This is a genomic window from Pseudomonas sp. PDM22 (genome assembly GCF_014851965.1).
Taxonomy (GTDB): domain Bacteria; phylum Pseudomonadota; class Gammaproteobacteria; order Pseudomonadales; family Pseudomonadaceae; genus Pseudomonas.
The window spans coordinates 382852-402093 of record NZ_JACVAR010000005.1 but is presented as its reverse complement, the minus strand read 5'-3'; the positions used below and the strand labels follow the sequence as shown (position 1 = coordinate 402093).

The 19242-nt window shown below is 62.3% G+C and carries 16 protein-coding genes; 15 read left to right on the top strand and 1 reads right to left on the bottom strand.

The window, feature by feature from the left end; genetic code table 11:
- The first annotated feature begins 3 nt into the window (after positions 1-3).
- The 15 genes from IB255_RS19675 (at position 4) to IB255_RS19605 (ending at position 17561) form a co-directional block, all read left to right on the top strand.
- Positions 4-3312 carry an SH3 domain-containing protein gene (locus tag IB255_RS19675; RefSeq protein ID WP_192210721.1) on the top strand — a complete coding sequence of 1103 codons (3309 nt, stop codon included), beginning with the start codon at positions 4-6 and terminating at the stop codon, positions 3310-3312.
- Between the two features lie 4 nt (positions 3313-3316).
- Complete coding sequence (locus IB255_RS19670; protein WP_081518205.1) at positions 3317-3718, top strand: lysozyme inhibitor LprI family protein; 402 nt, start codon at positions 3317-3319, stop codon at positions 3716-3718.
- 77 nt (positions 3719-3795) lie between these two features.
- Positions 3796-4425 (top strand): hypothetical protein, encoded by a 630-nt coding sequence (locus IB255_RS19665; protein WP_139791569.1) that lies wholly within the window; start codon positions 3796-3798, stop codon positions 4423-4425.
- Between the two features lie 79 nt (positions 4426-4504).
- Complete coding sequence (locus tag IB255_RS19660; RefSeq protein WP_139791568.1) at positions 4505-4906, top strand: hypothetical protein; 402 nt, start codon at positions 4505-4507, stop codon at positions 4904-4906.
- The gene (locus tag IB255_RS19655) at positions 4893-5372 is read left to right on the top strand and encodes a hypothetical protein (protein WP_139791567.1); all 480 of its coding nucleotides are present in this window, start codon (positions 4893-4895) and stop codon (positions 5370-5372) included. Before IB255_RS19660 ends, IB255_RS19655 begins: the two co-directional genes overlap by 14 nt.
- A gap of 164 nt (positions 5373-5536) precedes the next feature.
- Positions 5537-5881, top strand: coding sequence for a hypothetical protein (locus tag IB255_RS19650; RefSeq protein WP_139791566.1), 345 nt, complete (start codon positions 5537-5539; stop codon positions 5879-5881).
- Positions 5882-5989: 108 nt separating this feature from the next.
- Entirely contained in the window at positions 5990-6247 is a 258-nt protein-coding gene (locus IB255_RS19645) for a PAAR domain-containing protein (RefSeq protein WP_081518204.1), read from the top strand.
- Positions 6248-6249: 2 nt separating this feature from the next.
- On the top strand, positions 6250-7485 hold the full coding sequence (locus tag IB255_RS19640) for a hypothetical protein (RefSeq protein ID WP_081518203.1): 1236 nt from the start codon (positions 6250-6252) through the stop codon (positions 7483-7485).
- On the top strand, positions 7485-10856 hold the full coding sequence (locus IB255_RS19635) for an ImcF-related family protein (protein WP_081518202.1): 3372 nt from the start codon (positions 7485-7487) through the stop codon (positions 10854-10856). The genes IB255_RS19640 and IB255_RS19635 overlap by 1 nt, the downstream gene beginning before the upstream one ends.
- A gap of 25 nt (positions 10857-10881) precedes the next feature.
- A complete protein-coding gene (gene tssA / locus IB255_RS19630; protein WP_081518201.1) occupies positions 10882-12462 on the top strand; it encodes a type VI secretion system protein TssA in 1581 nt (526 codons plus the stop codon).
- Positions 12463-12484: 22 nt separating this feature from the next.
- Positions 12485-14248 carry a type VI secretion system baseplate subunit TssF gene (gene tssF, locus IB255_RS19625; protein ID WP_081518200.1) on the top strand — a complete coding sequence of 588 codons (1764 nt, stop codon included), beginning with the start codon at positions 12485-12487 and terminating at the stop codon, positions 14246-14248.
- Positions 14212-15309, top strand: a complete 1098-nt coding sequence (gene tssG, locus IB255_RS19620) for a type VI secretion system baseplate subunit TssG (protein ID WP_081518199.1) — start codon at positions 14212-14214, stop codon at positions 15307-15309. The genes tssF and tssG overlap by 37 nt, the downstream gene beginning before the upstream one ends.
- Positions 15290-15841: a type VI secretion system lipoprotein TssJ gene (gene tssJ, locus IB255_RS19615; RefSeq protein WP_081518198.1), complete on the top strand. Its 552-nt coding sequence runs from the start codon at positions 15290-15292 to the stop codon at positions 15839-15841. The genes tssG and tssJ overlap by 20 nt, the downstream gene beginning before the upstream one ends.
- Positions 15838-16275, top strand: a complete 438-nt coding sequence (gene tssE / locus IB255_RS19610; RefSeq protein ID WP_081518693.1) for a type VI secretion system baseplate subunit TssE — start codon at positions 15838-15840, stop codon at positions 16273-16275. The genes tssJ and tssE overlap by 4 nt, the downstream gene beginning before the upstream one ends.
- Positions 16275-17561: an OmpA family protein gene (locus tag IB255_RS19605; protein WP_225594929.1), complete on the top strand. Its 1287-nt coding sequence runs from the start codon at positions 16275-16277 to the stop codon at positions 17559-17561. Before tssE ends, IB255_RS19605 begins: the two co-directional genes overlap by 1 nt.
- 48 nt (positions 17562-17609) lie before the next feature.
- On the opposite strand, the gene IB255_RS19600 is transcribed toward IB255_RS19605, so the two are convergent.
- Positions 17610-19226: a gamma-glutamyltransferase family protein gene (locus IB255_RS19600; RefSeq protein ID WP_081518197.1), complete on the bottom strand. Its 1617-nt coding sequence runs from the start codon at positions 19224-19226 to the stop codon at positions 17610-17612.
- Positions 19227-19242: the final 16 nt, after the last annotated feature.

Genomic DNA, 19242 nt, shown 5'->3' with positions numbered 1-19242 from the left:
GAAATGACGGAGCAACGCTACACCGTAGTCGAAAGTGTTGGTAATGCTATCGAGAACGTTGATAAATACAGCGATCTGGCAAAGCACCACCCTTCTTCAGGCCAGGAGCCGAACAGGTCCTATCAGGAGATCGACGGCCAGTTGGAGGAGATCCGAAATACTCCTGATGGCCGCACATTGATAAAGAAAGACTTTGTGCTGTTGGTTAACGGAAGCAACCAGAGCATTCGCGTTCCGGCTCCTGTCGCGGGCTACGTTAAAACCAGTTCATCTTACGGCACGGTCAGGATCTTTGAAGGGCAGGGCGGCAAGCTGCTGGGACAGGTGCTGCACCTGAAACCGCCTTTTCTGGTATCCACCGGCGATACCGTCGCGTACGGGCAGCACATCGGGCTCCAGGATGGCACGGGTGCCAGCGGAACCCGGACCTACGCCATTCACGTGCACGCAGAACTGGAACAGGCTCAGTTCGAACGCTATATCGCCGACCTTACCGATGGGACATTGACCCCTGACGGAAGCGCTTCTGCGCCGGCTCCAGCCAAGGTCCACCCGTTGAATTGGAGTCATCCCTTCCGGGACAAGGAAAACCCGATCCTCCAATTGACCAAGCTCTCCAGGGCGGTCGCCGGTTTTTACCCTCTGGGCCGCAATGGGCTGTGGCACGGTGGCGTTCACTTCGACTCGGGCACGGCTGGCGTGCTGGACCAGTCGAGCGTGCATTGCCTCGCCGATGGCGAGGTGGTGGCGTACCGCATCGATTCGAAATATCCCACCAGCACCCACCGACTGGTACCCCTGCAAACCCATGAGGCGCCTTATGCGACAGGATTCGTGCTGGTTCGTCACCGGTTGCAGGCGCCTTCCGTAGAGGGTCTGCAGGACGCGCCGCCCAGCCTGACGTTCTACAGCCTCTACATGCACCTGCAGGACTGGACCACGTACCAGACTGACCCGCAACAGCCGCGCCCCGCCTTCTGGCGGCAGCGCTATCGGGTCAAGGCAGATGCCCTCGATCCGATCCGCAAAGGGTTGAATGTACGCAGTTCTCCCAATGCGAAATCTTCCATCGTGGCGGTGCTGGAGCCAGGCAGCGAGGTCCGTATCGCCAACAGCGGCAATTTCCGCCAGCTCAGAGCCATTCTCTCCGGGCCGCAGCAGGGAACTCTGCCCATGGGCAACCATGGTGGCCCTGGCTATGTGTGGTTCAAATCGCTCGATAGCACGCCAGCTCCTGACGTCTATGTCGTCAAGTCGAGCGTGGCAGACCCGTTGGACCTGGGCCTCAATATCCGCAAGGCCGCCAACAAGAAGAGCGAGGTTCTGGCAGTACTGCCCCGTGGCGCCGAAATCGAAATTGCGGGAACGCAAGGCTACTGCAAGCTCAAGGCAATCCATGAAGGCTCACCGGAGCCTGCCCTGATCGCGGCAGAAGGTGGCGAACTACCAGGCTATGTCTGGATTGGCGATCTGGAGGCGAGTGCGCCCCCCGGGCGCTACCGGGTTAAAGCCACGGCGAATGATCCGATGCGAACCGGCGCAAATGTGCTTTCCGAAGGCAAGGGCAGCAGCGCGGTGCTGTCCGTCCTGGCCAAAGGCTCGGAAGTCAGGATCAGCGGCGCCGGAAAGTACCGTAAGCTCCAGGCTCTGGTCTCCGGCCTGGCGGAACCGCCACTGGAGCCGGGAGAGGACGGGCAACTGCCGGGCTACATCGCGGAAGCCCAGCTTGAGAAATTCGCTGCCACCGAGCCTGAGGCACAGGATGGGGTCGTATTCCTCGAACAGCCTGTGCCCATCAAGGCCGGCGAACTCATCGGCCACCTCGGCCAATACCAGGACTTCGGCGAAGCCTTGCCGCAGAAGAAACTGCACCTGGAAGTCTTCAGTGCCGACAAGGTGCGGGAGTTCATCCAGCAAAGTCGGGACTGGGCGAAGCGCTTGCCGGCCAGCGGTAAAACCTGGCTGATGTTGGCCAAAGGCACACGCGTCATCCCCCATCAGGAAGGTTTCAACAAACAGAACCCACCGACGCCGGCCGCCCAAGGCGCTGAAAGCGCCGCCGATCTGCTGGTGCCGAAAAGCCTGCTCGATGGTCTGCGCCCGGAAAACCGGATCAGCCTGCCCGCCACAGCCACCGAAAAGGCCTGCAACTGGTATCGCCTGGACGGCCTGCTACACGATGCCAATCGCACCCTGCTCGACGGCTGGGTGCTTGAAGAGGTTGGCGTTACCCCGTGGAACAGCCCGTGGGAGTGGGTGGGCTATGACTTCATCGTCAACACCGAAACGCCGGAGCGCAACTGCGCAGCTTTGATGTGCGCCCTGGGCGAAGTCGAGGAAGATGACAGCGACACCCGGCTGAAGGCCGACCTGGCCGACAAGGGGCCGGTGCGCAACCGCCTGTTCGACTTGATTGACCCGGGCCGTGAGGCACCTCTCACCGCTGAAGCCATTCAGGCTGCCATCGCGCTACCCGGTTTGGCCCAATCCCTGGCGCAACTGATCATTCACTACGAAAGCGAATGGTACTGGCGCCCCGGCAAATGGGACGTGCTGGACAAACTGTATGGCGACACCTCCTCCACACCCAACGAGAATTGGCGGGAGGAAAAGCAACGGATTCAGAAGTTGAGTTGGTGGAGTGAAGTGGCGGATAAGTTGGGGCTGCCGATGCGGGGGGCGGTTTGGCATATCCAAGCAGTCGGGCTGACTGGTAAGTTTGGAGTTGGCTGTGTGGATATACTGATTAGACGCATAGGAGATGTCATTGCTAAAGGTGAAGGAGGTTATGAGTCATATAACACGGGGACCAAAGACGTCCTAGATGGAAAGGTGGGCTATTCATTTTATAGCCCAGCGAAAGGGACTGTAACTGAGAAGACTATAAACTCGATAATTGCCACGGATGAACTTTCCGGGAATAACCAAAACAGAATGTTTGCGACCGGTAAATATCAGACGGTAATCAGAACTCTAAGGTCTGCAAAAACGGCACTGGGCTTGTCAGGGGAAGAGAAGTACTCTGAAGAGTTGCAGGAGCGCGTTTTTGCCGAGTATTTGTTAGGTAAGGCCGGAGGTGGGGCGCTGGAGAGATTTGTCAGGTATGGAAAGGGTAGTGCTGATGATGCCCAGTTTGCAGCTTCAAAAGAATGGGCATCTATAGCTTCTCCGGCAGGAAGAGTTATATCGGATGGTCGGGTTTCAGATGGGAATCTTTCGTATTATGCAGGGAGTGCTAATAGTGCTAGCGCAGAGTCTACTAAGGCACTTCGTGAACTGTTGAGTGGGATTGAGTCCGGTAGAGGGGAATAGATTTATGATGCTGCGTAGAGTTCTGTGCCTTTGTGGTGCAATATTTTTAGTTCTTGCCAAATCGGCTAATGGCGGGGTACAGATAAATTATTCTGAAATTTATGGTGAGTGTATTTCAAAGTATGGCGCGACAAATAATATGTCTGTCATGTCTTGCTCGAGTTCTACAGGTAAAGCTGCGAGTGAGGAGATGGAGAGCGCTTTTGATGATCTTAAAATTAAATACCTTGATGACTCGCCAGAGGATGTAGGAAAGCTGGAAGCGGCGCAGAGAAGTTGGGCTTTATATAGAGATATGCAGTGTGAGCTGGCCGAGAAATATGTTGGATCTCCCATGCATGATGTGTGTCCAATGCGGATGGTGATAAGAAGGCTGGATGAGATTCGAGAGTTACTTGGGCAGTGAGGTTTTTCAGGGCCTGATTCTTGTGTGTGAATCATTCTCTTTGATAACAGTGTATGAGGTGGGTTGTTTGAACGCTGGTGTCCAATCTGGATTGTGTCTGCTATGAGAGAAGTCACAATAATTTCTTCAGTTCGTTTAAATGGCCTGGCCTGTTTGCGCGAATGGCTTGGGATTTTCAGTTGAGCCGCCCAGTTATGAAAGTGGCGTCTGCAGTCTTTGTTCTGTTGTTTTTGCTTCCTCCGCTGGTTTTCGGTGGTGCTGATGAGCGTGTGCACGTCGATGTTGCAGGGGGACTACGTGTAGTAATTGCAGGTGAGACCTTGGATGGCTGTTCTTTTTCTTATAGTCCCATTGATTTCTGTGATGAAAGGCATGGGCTTCTAATAAGAAAGATGATTCGCGAGCAGAAGCCTAATTTCTTTAATGGGCTCTTTCTTATATCCATTCCTGAAAGAGTGGAGTATGACCAGAAGTCGCTTGTTGTTGTAAATAAAGAAGCTGGAGAGGTTTACCCGCTGCCAATTGATTCGTACTCGGAGGCGAAGGGCGGGAATTCTCCGGGCAAGGGGCTTTTATTTAATGATCACGATAACAAAATTTGTATTGTTGGCGATATTCTTGTTTATAGAGTTATAAAGAGTGGGAGGTTTTGCTTTTTCTTCGATGGGAAGGGGTTTTCTGGGTATAGAACGGAGTATATGAGGTAGGTTTGTTTAAGATTTTCTATATTTGCACGCACCTAGTGCGTCGGCGATCGAATGGCTAATCGCAACTCTGGGAGGTAGAGTGAAAGCACGGCATGTCTTGGTTGCATTTGGAGCCGCTGCGTTGTCGGCGCTTAGCACAGTCCGCGCTGAAGATGGCCTTGTTAAGGATGGTCGCAGTGAGTGTTACAGCTTTCTAACAGAGTTAGTGCGTAGTAGCAACTTTCCATTCCTATATGTGGATAAGGGGAAGATCAATCTTCTGATCGATGATCGCCAAGGTGAGGTGGTTGTCGCTCAACTGGTCTTCGATACTGATGGCTCGGGTTCTGCTGGCTGGATAAAGTACGATGCCGGGACTCGCGAGTTATTCAACATTTCTGCTGTTCTGGAAGAACCCCATTCGTTGCATTACGAAAATAAGTATGCCGAGCAGTATGGTCGCTGTATTAATGATGGGAATTCTTGTCATGCTTCGAATTGATAATTACTGTATAAGTGTTTTTTTAGTGTGGCCGGCAAGCCGTTGGGGTGGGGTGTCTGCTCTTTTTGTCATGTCTGTTCTAAGTTTTAATTTATGGGCGTGCACTATCGAAGATGACAGCCTTGCTGTTTTGGATAACAAGGTGGTGTCTAAGGTTTTAAGTAGTAAAACGTTTCATCCTTTCAAGGAATTGGGGTGTCAGCTTGTCGGCAAGCAGATAGTGGGGTTTGAGCAGAAGCAGGTGTTTTTTATTACTACCAGTGATGCCTGTGGTTGGGGCGCTAATCTTGGGCCGATTTGGTTGGTTGTGGGAGGGCGCGAGAGGTACGATCTTGCCCTTTATTCTGGGGGGTATGGGGTTGATGTTTCTGGTAGCACTGGGTCAGTGTCCGTGTGGTCTGAGCTTGGAGGGCTAAGGTCTTATAAAAGCTATGTTCTAGTCCGGGATAAATATGTCGAAAATTAATTTTTATGCTGGTTCGCGGCTCCTGATTTTAAGCTTTGCTTTTTATTCGTCGATGATTTGTGCAGATTTACAAGCGCCGAGATTTGAAGATTATAAAGTGGATAATTTCTTCGAGGAGAATGGTCGAGATTTAAGTGGCTCAAACGTCGGGGGGGGAGGGGCGCGTGTCGCATTCACATAAATTCTTCAGTAGTGAGCCTAACTTTGCCGGTCACTATGTTGTAGTTACTAAAGGATGTGGGGGTAATGCAATATGCGGTGAGATTTTCGACGCGTTGAGCGGAAAGGTGGTTGCGGGATTTCCAAATGCCTATCAACTGAATGGCCCTGATGATGATTTTTATGATGCGGATTTTAAGAGTTGGAGTCGACTACTTATCATCTCTGGAGTGGCTGCTGATCCTGAGGTAGGGGTTGATGGAAAGCTTCTGTTGCCTTGCTATCGTACTCGCTACTACGAGTTCAGGGATGAAAGGCTGATTCTCATCAGGATTGATGAGGGGCGGTAGGTTTCAGGTTGTGCGGATTTTTGGCGGGTGTTTGGCTTGTGTAGTGTTTGAGATTTTAAATTCAATTTTTATTTTTCTGCCTTGGTAACTTTATTTTGAGGATATGTCATGAGAGGGATTATCCGTGTCGGCGACAAAACCACCAGCGGCGGGTCCGTTGTTTCGGGATCGACCGAGTGGATTCTCAATGGTCTGGGCATCGCTCGCCTGGGTGATCCGGTGAAGTGTTCTGCGCACGGGGAGACGGTGATTTCCGAGGGGAACCCCGATGTCTGCGACGTTGGCATCCCAGTGGCATTCAACGGGGACCGCTGTGCTTGCGGATGCGCCCTGATTACTTCGCTGCCGGATGTCACGGCGTTCTGAGCATGGCTGTCGATCTCGATTCGATCCCTGCGGCTGCGGTGCGCCCGAGTTCGCCGCGCTGGCTTCTCTGGCTAGGGCTGCTTCCTGTCCTGGTGTTTGCCGGGGTAGCGGCAGCCGTTGGGCTGGGCGGCGAGGGCTGGGCGCAACATCCGCAGCGCTTCTGGTGGACGGTGCTGGGCTGGCCGCTGTTGTTGTGGTGCGCGGTGCTCGGCTGTCGATGGCTGGTGTACGCGGGCCAACAACTGGTGGCCGATGGCTGGGACGAGCGCCGGGAGGCTTTCCGCGATGCCGAGACCAGACGTGGGCGCCGTTCGTTGTCCGTGCTGGCGGTCAATATGCAGACGGCGTTCCTGTCTTCGTCGCCAAGGGATCAGATCGAGTCTCTGCTTGGCCAGGAGTCGGCCCTGAAGATGCAGCCCGCGGGGGATATGGGCGGGGAAGCCCGCTGCTCCCGTTTGCCGTGCGGCCCTGAAGATACCCTCGTGGAGCAGATGACGGGGGCGTTGTCGCGGCTTTTGGCCGATATGGCTGCACCCCTGGCCCTGCTGCCAAAGGATGTTCCGTTGTCGGTTCGGCTGATGCTGGACAGTTCCCTGGACGAGGAGCAGCGCCAAACCGCCTGGGATCAGGCCTGGGCAGACTCCGGAATACGCCAGCCGGTGACCTGGGTCCATGTAGAGGACCTGGAGATCATCGATCAGTGGCTGGACGAGCAGTCTCCTCCCTTGCTGTTGGTCGTTGCGCTGCGCATCAGTCCCGAAGCTTTGGAAGGTTCGGCAGAGGCTGCGGTCGGGCTGCTTCTGCAGCGTTCGGGCGATGCTTCGCAGACGAAGCTGGCTGTCCTGCATCGCCCCGAGCGCTACGCCGCTCTGCGCAAGGACCCGGTCAGGCATGCGGTGGAGCGTGCTCTCTTGTGGGCAGCACTGTCGCCCTCGGCGGTGAATCAAGCGTGGCTGGCAGGGATCGATCCGCAACAGGCTGGAGTACCCGTCGCGGTTCTGGAGGATCTGGGCGCTCCCGCAAGGCCAGGAAAGGGGATTCATGACCTGACCTGGAGCCTGGGGGCTCCGGGGCAATTGGCTCCGTGGCTGGCCATTGCTACGGCTGTCGGTGCCGCGTGCGCTTCAGGTTCGCCGCAATTGCTTCTTTCCGATGGGGCGGCATTCGATGGCGCGTTGTGGTGCGCTGTCCTAAAGCCTGCCTCCGCTTCCGCCAGCGTGAACAAGATGGAGTCGTGATGCGGTCTGGACGTTTAGTGGTGTTCTGGATTCTGGCAGGCGTATTGATCCTGGCCTGTGCCGCCCTGGCTTTGCTGATCTGGCGAGAGCCTGGATTGCTGGGGGTTCAAGCCGGAAGTGAGCGGCAGCGGACCTGGCTGTGGTTCACCGGAACATTCGGTGGCCTCATGCTGACGGTGGGCGGTGCTTTTTGTTGGCTGGCCATACGGGCAGGTCGCTCTGCTTTCGATGAGCAGACGGCTGGAAAAACCGCTCCCAAGGGCAAGAGTCCAGAGGCTGGCAAGCGGGAGAGCACTGCCGCCCCCGTTATCAAGGAGCTGCGTAGCAGTTTTGGCTACTTCTGGCGCCGCAAGGTCCGCCTGCTGCTGGTCGTTGGTGAGCCGGAAGAAATCAAGGCCATCGCCCCGCCACTTGCTGGTCAGCAATGGCTCGAAGGCGAGGGCACTGTCTTGCTCTGGGGCGGTAGTCTGCAGGGCGCGGTGAATGAGCAACTGGTGCAGCGTTGGCGCAAGCTCTGCCCGCGGCGTCCGCTGGACGGCATCGTCTGGGCGCTGAACAAGGAACAGAGCGCCGAGCCTGAGCACATAGGCAATGCCGTGCGCCATCTGCGGAAGATGACTCACGCGCTGCGCTGGCAGGCTCCGGTGCATGTCTGGGAGGTACGCCGTAGCGAGTGGGACCAGGGTGAACGCCCGCGCGAGGCTGTCGGCTGCCAGTTGGTGCCGGGCCTGGGCCGCGAAGAACTGGCGGGCAGGCTGGAGCGCCTGGAGCAGCCGTTGCGTGAAAAAGGGCTGGCGCAGATGGGGCAGAACAGCGCCCACGACTTCCTGCTGCGCCTTGCCAGCGACCTTCGGAGCGAGGGCATTGCGCGTTGGAAGGAGGCGCTGGAACCACTGCTGCAAGCGAAGAACGTGACGGCCAGGGGGCTTTGGTTCAGCTTGCCGCTACGGGGAGCGAGCGGTGGCGTCGAGCATGGATGGCAAGTAGACCCGGCTTGGCGTGGAGTGCTCGCTGACCATTCGCTGGGTGGCAAACCGAGCGGCTGGACCTGGCGGCGTGGCCTGTACGCCGTCACCTTGGGCTGCTCCGCCCTCTGCCTATTGGCCCTGCTGGTCTCCTTCACCAGTAACCGCGCGCAGATCGCCACGGTGCAAAGCGCTCTGGCCACCATCGGCCAACCCGGCAACCCGGACGCCCAGCTTTCGGCACTCAATGAGCTGACTCGCGAAATCGCGCGGCTGGATTACCGGCGCGCGCATGGGGTGCCCTGGTATCAGCGCTTCGGCCTGAGCCAGAACGATGCGCTGCTGGAGTCGCTGTGGCCGCGCTATGCGCAGGCGAACAATCGGTTGATGCGCGATGTGGCCGCGCAAGCGCTGGAGGCGCAGCTGGCTGATCTGGCCGCTTTGCCGGCGGACAGCCCGGAGCGGTCAGCGCGTGCAGAAGGGGCGCACGCGCAGCTCAAGGCCTACCTGATGATGGCGCGGCCGGAGAAGGTCGATCCGGCTTTCCTGGCCAAGGTACTGGGTGAGGCGCTGGCCGATCGCCCCGGTGTGGCGCCAGGGCTGTGGCAGGGACTGTCTCCTGCTCTGTGGACTTTCTACGCGCAGCATCTGGCGGCACACCCGGAGTGGCGTATCGAGGCGAAGCCCGCGCTGGTCGGGCAGGCCCGGCAGGTGTTGTTGGGGCAGCTGGGGCGGCGTAATGGCGTGGCCAACCTGTACCAGCAGGTGATCGACCGGGCGAGCAACAACTACGCGGCGCTGACACTGACGGACATGGTCGGCGAAACCGACTCGGCAAGTCTGTTCGACACGCCCAACAGCGTGCCGGGGGTATTCACCCGCCAGGCCTGGGAAGGGCAGGTCAGCAAGGCGATCGACGAAATGGCGGAGACCCGCCGGGAGGAGATCGACTGGGTGCTGAGCGACCAGCAGAGCACTATCGACAGCGAGCTGAGTCCCGAGGTGCTCAAGGCGCAATTGACCGAGCGCTACTTCCAGGAGTTCAGCGATGCCTGGCTGGCCTTCCTCAACAGCATCCGCTGGCGTCAGGCGGACAGCCTGTCCGACTCCATCAGCCAGTTGACCCTGCTCAGCGATGTGCGCCAGTCGCCGCTGATCGCGCTGATGAACACCCTGGCGTACCAGGGCAAGACCGAGGTCAAGGGCGAGGCGCTGGCCGATTCGCTGATGCGCTCGGCGCAGCAGTTGCTGGAGAAGGACAAGCAGCCCGCCATCGACCAGAAGAGCAGCGCGCCGCGGGGGCCGCTGGAAAACACCTTTGGCCCGCTGCTCGCGCTGATGGGCAAGGACAAGGGCGCGATGGCGAGCGAGGACGGCTTGAGTCTGCAGGCCTTCCTGACGCGGGTTACCCGTGTGCGCCTGAAGTTGCAGCACGTGACCAATGCCAGCGATCCCCAGGCGATGACCCAGGCCCTGGCGCAGACCGTGTTCCAGGGCACCAGCGTGGACCTCACCGATACCCTCGACTACGGCGGCCTGATCGCCGCGAGCTTGGGCGCGGAGTGGAGCGGTTTTGGCCAGAACCTCTTCGTGCAGCCGCTCAACCAGGCCTGGGAAGGGGTGTTGCAGCCCTCGGCGGCCGGGTTGAATCGCCAGTGGCAACGCGCTGTGGTGGAGAACTGGAACCGGGCTTTCAAGGGGCGCTATCCGTTCGATGCGACCGGCAGCGATGCGTCGCTGCCGATGCTGGGGCAGATGATCCGCTCCGGCAGCGGGCGCATTGACCAGTTCCTCAAGTCGCAACTGGGCGGCGTGCTGCGCAAGGAAGGCAACCGCTGGGTGCCGGATAGCGCACACAGCCAGGGGCTGCACTTCAATCCGCAGTTCCTCCGGGCAGTCAACCAGCTCAGCGATCTGGCGGACATCCTCTACACGGACGGCGGCATGGGCATGACCTTCCAGTTGCAGGCCAAGCCGGTGCGCAATCTGGTGGAGACCACCTTCATCCTCGATGGCGTGACGCTCGAGTATTTCAACCAGATGGAGAGCTGGCAGCAGTTCACCTGGCCGGGCGGCACCGACCATCCGGGCGCCTCGCTGAGCTGGACCAGCCTCAAGGGTGGCGCGCGGCTGTTCGGCGACTACTCCGGCGTGTGGGGGCTGATCCGCCTGCTGGAGCAGGCGCAGGTGAGCTCACTGGACGACAGCAATACCCGCTTCGAGCTGGTCCTCAAGGCGCCGGATGAGCTGCCATTGACCTGGCTGCTGCAGACGGAGCTGGGGCGTGGTCCGCTGGCGGTATTGCAGCTGCGCGGCTTCACGCTGCCGGAGAACATTTTCACTGTGGGCGCAGGGCAGGGCGGGCCGTACGTTGCGGTCGATCCGCTCGGCTACGACGGCGAATGACAGCAAGGGACTTCAGGACGTACCGATGAGTTTGCAGGGATTGATATCGACCTGCCTGGAAGGGCAGGACGCCGTGGCGCTGGCCAAGGCGCAGGCGGCGCAGTGGAAAGCGTGGCTGAAACCTATCGAGGGTGCGGCTGCGGTGGGTGAGGACCCCGGCTACGACGACGATTTCCAGCGCATGCGCGAGGAGGTCAACAAGCTCTCCGCCGCCAATGTCGAACTGGTGGCGCGTCTGGCGGAGCAGCTGTTGAAGCAGCGCTGCAAGGACGTGCGAATCGCCAGCTATTACCTCTGGGCACGAACCCAGGGCGACGGCGAGGCGGGTTTCGCTGACGGCCTGGAGCTGCTGGCGGCGTTGCTCGATCGCTTCGGTGCTCAGGTGCTGCCGGCGCGCCCGAACAGCCGGCGCATGGCGCTGGAATGGCTGGCCAGTGCCAAGGTACTGGACAGCCTGTCGCTGTTCCCGGAGGTGGTGAAGGCGGAGACCCAGCGCACGGTCGCGGCGCTGGCCTGGCTGGAGGACATCTTCGCGTCCTGGCCGGAAGCCGAGCGGCCGGGACTGGGCGGCCTCTATGCGGCGTTGGGCAGCCGACTCTCGCAATCCGGCGGAGTGAATGCACTTGTGCCGCAGAACAGTGCGGCGCACAACGAGCCGACGCTGTCGTCCGCCGTCCCGGCACCGGGCAAGGTGCAGTCCGGGCGCGACCTGCTCGACAGCGGCAAGGTGCTGGCGAGCTACCTGCGCGATCAGCCCCAGGGCTGGCTGGCGGCGCATCGCCTGCTGACCAGCCTGCGCTGGGACACCGTGCACCAGCTCCCGCCCCAGGATGCCAGCGGCAACACGCGGCTGGCACCGCCGCGCACGGAGTACCGGGCGCAGCTCAAGCGTCTCAACCTGCAGCAGGGCTGGACCGAGCTGCTCGACCACGCCGAGCGCATGTTTGCCGAAGGGGTGAACCATTTCTGGCTGGACCTGCAATGGCACTTGTGCCAGGCGCTGGGCCGGCTGGGCACGCCGTATGACGGCTGGGCCGAGCTGGTCAGAGGTGATCTGCGCATGCTGCTGGAGCGCCTGCCGGGGCTTGAGCAGTTGCACTGGAGCGACGGCACGCCGTTCGCCGACGAGACCACGCGCAACTGGATCGCCCAGCACGTCAGCACCGGGCAGGCCGCGCAATGGATGAGCACGGCCGTGGCTGCCGGTTCGGCCAGTGACGATGTGCTGGCGCTGGAAAGCGAAGCCCTGGCCCAGGCCGACAGCGACGGTGTGGAGGCGGCGCTGGCCTGGCTGGCATCCCGCCCGGACCTGCGCAGCGGTCGCCAGCGCTGGCTGTTGCGCCTGCTGATGGCCCGCGTGGCCGAGCAGCATGGCAAGGCCGAGCTGGCGGCGCACCTGTTGAGCGAGCTGGACAGCCAGGCGCAGGCCCTCGTCGACTGGGAGCCCGAACTGTGCTTCGAGGTCAAGGCCCGCCTGCTCAAGCTGTTGCGGCAGAAAGCCCAGCGCAGCGACGCCGACAAGCCCGCCCTGGCCCGTCGCATGGAAAGCCTGCTGGCCGCCCTGGTCGCCATCGATCCCGTTCGCGCCGCCGTGCTCTGCGGCTGAACCTTCTTCCCAGGACTGGAACATGGACAATCTGACACTGCGCTATTTCGACGCCGAAATGCGCTACCTGCGTGAGGCGGGCAAGGAGTTCGCCGAGGCGTTTCCCGACCGCGCAGCGCAGCTCAACCTGGACAAGGCCGGAGCGCGCGACCCTTATGTCGAGCGCCTGTTCGAAGGCTTCGCTTTCCTCATGGGGCGCCTGCGCGAGAAGCTCGACGACGACCTGCCGGAGCTGACCGAAGGGCTGGTGAGCCTGCTGTGGCCGCACTATTTGCGCACGATTCCGTCGCTGTCGGTGGTGGAGCTGACGCCGGACCCTCTGCAGATGAAGCGCGACGAGGTGATCGAGGCCGGTTTCGAGGTGCTTTCGCGCCCCATCGGTCCGCAGCGAACCCGCTGCTGCTACACCACCACCGAGGCCGTGAAGCTGCACCCGCTGGCGCTGGATTCGCTGCGGGTGGCCAGCGAGCCCGACGGCCGTTCGGTGCTGCGCCTGCGCTTCACCTGCGGCACCCTGGCGGACTGGAAGCAGATCGACCTGAGTCGCCTGCCGTTCTACCTCAATGCAGACGCTCCGCTGGCCAGCGCACTGCACCAGGCGCTGACGCTGCAGACCCAGGTGCTGTATCTGCGGCTGCCCGGCGACGTGGATCGCCGACCGCTGCAGGGGCACTTCTCGCCCAAGGGCTTCGCCGCCCAGGACCGTCTCTGGCCCAAGGCCGACAGCGCCTTCAGCGGGTACCAGCTGCTGCTGGAGTACTTCACCTTCCGCGAGAAATTCATGTTCGTCACCCTCCACGGGCTGGAGCAGATGCCGGTGCAGGAAGGACTGCCCTGGTTCGAGCTGGACGTGGTGCTGGGCGAGCAGTGGCCCCACGAGTTCCTGCTCAGCGCCGAGCACCTGCGTCTGCACGCGGTACCGGTGATCAACCTGTTCCCGCTGGAAGCCGACCCCATGCGCCTGGCACCCCTGCAGACCGATTACCTGCTGCGCCCGATGCGCCTGCAGGACGGTCACACGGAGATCTATTCGGTAGACAGCGTTACCTCCTCCAAGAGCACCGAGCGCCAGGACTACGTGCCTTTCACCAGCTTCCGCCACAAGGGCGGGATGCTCCGCGACGAGGCGCCCGAGCGCTACTTCCACACGCGCCTGAAGCGTGGCGTCAACGGCATGCACGACACCTGGCTGATCCTCGGCGGCGAGGGCTTCGACCGTGACCGTCTGCGCGAGGGCGAGAGCCTGTCGCTGCGTCTGACCGGCACCAATGGCCTGCTCCCGCGCAAGGCGCTGCAGAGCACGCTGCTGGATACCGTGCTGAAGGCGGCGCAGGTCGAGTTGCGGGTTCGCAACCTCTGCGCGCCGACCTTGCCCTGCTATCCGCCGAATCGCGACCGCTTCCACTGGCGCGTACTCAGCCACCTGGGTTCGAACTTCCTGCCGATGCTGGATAACGCCGAGGTCCTGCGCGGCACCCTGGCGCTGTACGACTGGACCCACAGTGAGCTGAACCGTCGGCGCCTGGAGGCCATCGCCGAAGTTCGCCATCACCTGATCCAGCGATTCGAAAAAGGGTTTCTGCTGCGTGGCGTGGACATCGAGGTAACGCTCGATGCCAACGGCTTCTCGGGCGAGGGCGATATCCATCTGTTCGGTGAAATGCTCAACCGCTTCTTCGCGTTGTACGCCGATATTCACCTGTTCAACCAGCTCACGCTGATCCTGCAACCCACTGGAAAGTGCCTGCGATGGAACGAGAACCACAGTCAGCGAATTCCCGGCTGAAGGCCAGCGGGCTGCTGGAGGCGCTCGGTGACCGGCTGCCCCAGGCCAGCCTGTATCGCTTCTGCCAGTTGCTGGAGGCCGCGTTGCCGGGCAATGCGCCGCTGGGCAGCACGGCGAACCCGGCGGACGATGCCGTGCGCTTCCGCCCGCATCCGGGCATGGGTTTCCCGGCAAGCGAGCTGAAGGCTTTCGAGGTGGATGAAGAGCACCCGCTGCGCCCGGTCACGGTGCGCACGCGCCTGCTCGGGCTCTATGGCGTCGACTCGCCGATGCCCACCGCCTACCTGGACGACATCGCCCAGCGCCGCGAGGGGCACGAGGCGCTGGAGGCCTTCCTCGATATCTTCAACCACCGGGTCTTCACCCAGTTCTACCGCATCTGGCGCAAGTACTCCTATCCCGCTTCGTTCGAGGCGGGTGGCGCGGACGCCACCTCGCAGTGCCTGCTGGGGCTAATCGGCCTGGGTATTCCCGGCACCGCCGAGCACATCGCCACACCGGTGTCGCGTTTCCTCGCGCTGCTGGGCGTGATGCGCCTGCCGACGCGTAATGCCGAAGGTGTCGTGGCGCTGGTGAAGCTGCTGGCGCCCTCGACCCAGGCACAGGTGACGCCGCACTGGCCGCGCAAGGTGCCGCTGGCCAGCCCGGCCGGGTTTTCGCGCAACCATCCGGTGCGCCTGGGGCAGGGCACTCCGCTGGGTGCCAGCGGGGCGGATGCCAACAGCCAGTTGCTGCTCGTGCTGTCCACCGAAGATTTCGCTGAGGCGCGCGGCTGGCTACCCGGCGGGCAGTTGCACAGCGACCTGCTGGTGCTGCTGCGGGTCTACCTGGGCTGGCGTTGCACGGCGCGCTTGCAGCTGTCGTTGCCGCTGGCCTGCCTGCCGGCGCCCAGCCTCGGCAATCCCGCTGTCCTGCTGGGCATGACGGCGGTGCCCGGCCTGGACGAGGGAATGCGGCGAACGGCGGGGCACACCTGCGTCACGGTCAATCTGGGGCGCTATCAGGGACTGAGCGAAAACTCGATGAGCAGGGAGACACAAGATGTCGCTTACCGTTTCTAGATCGCTGCTGGCTTTGCTGCTGGCGGCCGGGCTGCTGGGTGGCTGCGGGCTGACGCAGCGGACCATGGATGCCGGCAAGTCGGTCGGCCACGCCATCTTCTACAAGCAGGTCAAGGTGCTGCACCTGGACTTCACCGGGCGCCCCGCGCTGAACACGGACAAGCGGGACATGAACGGGTTGTCGGTGTCGACCCTGGTGCGTGTCTATCAGCTGCGTGATCGCAAGGCGCTGGACACGGCCAGCTACCAGCAGCTGCTGGGCGAGGGCGAGCAGGCGCTGGCGGCCGATCTGCTGGATGAACGCCGGCTGGTGGTGAAGCCGGAAGAGGGGGCGCAGCTGAACGTGCCGATGCTGGCCGACGCACAGTTCGTTGCCGTGGTGGCGCTGTTCCGTTTCCCCGACCTGCAGAGCGGCAGCTGGCGCCTGGTGCTGGGCCGTGACGAGCTGGACCCGGACCAGGCGCGCGTCATCGAACTGGGCGACAACGTCCTGAACCTGGTGCCGTTGCCGAAGAAGGACTCCTGGTGGTGACCGAGCAGAACCCGTCGCTCTACGAGCTGCTGCTGCAGAACTTCAGCGGAGAACTCGACCTGCACCAGGTCCGCGAGGAAGACCAGCCGATGCTGTCCGTGCTGGACAACCTGCAGCGCATCCTCAACTGCCGCGCCGGCACCCTCAGTCATCTGCCCGACTATGGCCTGCCGGACATGAGCCAGATTCTGCATGGCATGCCGGGCAGCGCCCACGGGCTGATGGCGACCATGTCCGCCATGCTGCTCAAGTACGAGCCGCGCCTGGCCGCGGTACAGGTCGTGCTCCTGCCGCAGGTACTGCCGGGGCACCTGGAATACAGCCTCGACGTGGAGTTGCGCGACGGTGCCCGCGCAACCTTTGGTACGACGCTGGAACCGCAGGGCAAGGTGCTGGTGCGCCACCTGAAGCAACGTGACTATCTGGTGCGCTGATGGCCGGGGAGCTTGACGAGGGGATGGGCGTGGTCGACGAAGAGCTGCGCCTGGGCGGTGATCCGCAGGGGAGCGAACAGTCTGCGGCGCTGGGGGCGGAGCTTGCAAAACTCAGCCACCCGGCGCGGCCGGATTTGGACTGGGCGCGGGTGGAGCGTCTGTGTCTGGCTCAGTTCCGCGAGCATGGGATGGAGCTGCAAGCGGTCGCCGCTTTTGCCCTTGCGCGTGCCCAACGGCGTGCATTGCCAGGACTGGCCGACGGCTTGAGCCTGATCGAGCGACTGCTCCAGCGAAGCTGGCAGCGGCTCTGGCCCCCGGCCTTGGCGGTTCGACTGGAGATACTGGCCTGGCTGTTCACCGAACTGCGCCCCTGGATGCGGGGTTTGCCGTTGTCGGTCGACGACCTGTCCGAGCTGCTCCTCCTGGATGGGCAGCTCCAGCGGCTGGCGGAACTGCTGGGGCGCCACGAACCGGCGCCGTTGCTTCCATTGCAGGCCTTGCGCGGTCAGCTGCAGGGCTTGCTCAAACGCCTGGCACCGGATACTGCCACTGCCGACGTCGAGGTGGCGCCAACCACCGCAACAGCCGAAACGACGACAGCGGCGGCGCTGAATGATGTCGCCCCAACGGCTCAGCTGCCGGTCTCTCCGACTCGCCGCCGAACCCCGCGCAAGCCACGCAGCGAGGCGCCTGCCGTGGTCGTACTGAAGTTGGATAACGGAGAGCCGCCGGTCGAGCAGCAGGCAGCACGCAATCGACGCCCGCTCTGGGCCTGGATGCTGCTGCTGGGCATTCTGATGCTGTTGACCGGGCTGCTCGCCTGGGTCCATGGCCGCTGGTGGCCGGTAATGACGGGGACGAGTGCGCCGCTGCCGACAGTGGTAGCGGGCTCGGATTCCGCGGCGCAGGGGCCTGCCGGCCCGGTCCGCCTGGACAGTCAGTTGCTGTTCCCGCCGGGCAAGGCGGAGCTGAAGCCCGAGTCCACCAAGATGCTGATCAGCAGCCTGTTCGGCATCAAGGCGCAACCCGGCTGGCTGATCGTCATCACTGGCCACAGCGACTCCACCGGTGACCCCCAGCGGAACCTGGAGCTGTCGCGCAACCGCGCCGAGGCGGTACGCGACTGGATGCAGCGCATGGGAGATATCCCGAGCGATTGTTTCGTCGTGCGTGGCGCCGGCGCCAGTGAGCCCGTCGCAGGCGATGACACGGAAGAGGGCAGGATTGCCAACCGACGGGTCGAGATCACCCTGACGCCCGAGGGCGGGGCCTGCGAGAGGCCGTAAGGCCGCAAGTGCTCCTCACCGGCGAGCGCCGGCGAGGAGCGGCGGGCATCAGCAGACCGCGATATGCGAATCCGCACGCGGCTCGGTGCCGCCGCAGAGCACGCCGGTCTGCGGATCGCGGACGATGATCTGCCCGCGTCCGTAGTCGGTCAGGTCGCAGGCGATCTCCACCTCGTGGCCGCGCCGCGCCAGGCCGAAGGCCAGGTCACGGTTGGCGTGTTGCTCGATGCCGACCTTCATGCCGCCCAGCCATTGCCAGCGCGGGGCATCCAGCGCGGCCTGGGGGTTGAGGCCGAAGTCCACCAGGTTCATCACCATCTGCACGTGGCCCTGGGGCTGCATGTAGCCGCCCATCACGCCGAACGGGCCGACGGCCACGCCATCCTTGCTGAGGAAGCCGGGGATGATGGTGTGGAAGGTCTTCTTGCCCGGCGCCAGTGCGTTGGAGTGCGCCGGATCGAGGCTGAACTCCGAGCCACGGTTCTGCAGGCCGATGCCGCTGTCGGGCAGTACCACGCCAGAGCCGAAGCCGTGGTAGGCGCTCTGGATGAACGAGACCATGTTGCCTTCGCCGTCGGCGGTGGCGATGTACACGGTGCCGCTGGAGTGCGGGTCGCCATGTCTGGGCTCGGCAGCCTGTTCGCCGATCTCGGCGCGGCGGCGCGCGGCGTAGTCGTCGGACAGCAGCGCAGCGGTGCTGACGCGCATGTGCTCGGCGTCGGTGATGTAGTGCAGACCGTCGGCGTAGGCCTTCTTCATCGCTTCGAGCTGGCGGTGCCAGGTGAGCTGGCTGTCGCGCTGGTCGAAGTCGTAGCCCTGGAGGATGTTGAGGGTCATCAGGGCGATCAGGCCCTGGCCGGCCGGTGGGATTTCCCAGACGTCATAGCCGCGGTAGTTGGTCTTGATCGGCTCGACCCACTTGGGCTTGTAGCCGGCCAGGTCAGCGGCGCTCAGCGCGCCACCGGTGGCGGCGGAGTGGGCGGCCAGGCGCTCGGCGATGGCGCCGCGGTAGAAGCTTTCGCACTTGGTCTCGGCCAGCTCGGCGAGGGTTTTCGCCTGGGCCGGGTTGCGGAACAGCTGGCCGGCGCGCGGTGCTTCGCCATTGACGGTGAAGGTCTCGAACCAGGTTTCCAGCGCGGGCACGGCGGCGCGGCTTTGCTGGTATTCGCGGCGGGCGATTTCCCACTGGTGGGCGACCACCGGGGACACCGGGAAGCCATCGCGGGCCAGAGCGATGGCGGGCTGCAGCAGGTCGGCGAAAGGCAGCTTGCCGAAGCGCGCGGACAGTTCCGCCCAGGCCGAGGGAATGCCCGGCACGGTGACCGGCAGCCAGCCGTGTACGGGCATCTTGTCGAAGCCTGCGGCCTTGACCTTGTCGATGTAGAGGGAGGCGGGCGCGTGGCCGCTGGCGTCCAGGCCGTGCAGCTGGTCCTTGACCCAGACCAGGGCGAAGGCGTCGCCGCCGATGGCACAGCCGGTGGGTTCGACCACGGTCAGCGCGGCGGCGGTGGCGATGGCGGCGTCGATGGCGTTGCCGCCGGCACGCAGCATGGCGATGCCGGCCTCGGCAGCCAGGGGCTGCGAGGCGGCGACCATACCGTTGCGGGCGAAGACGCTCTGGCGCTGGGAGGCGTAGGGATACTCGTGAGCGGAAAACTTAAGCATGGCAGGGCTCTTCGAA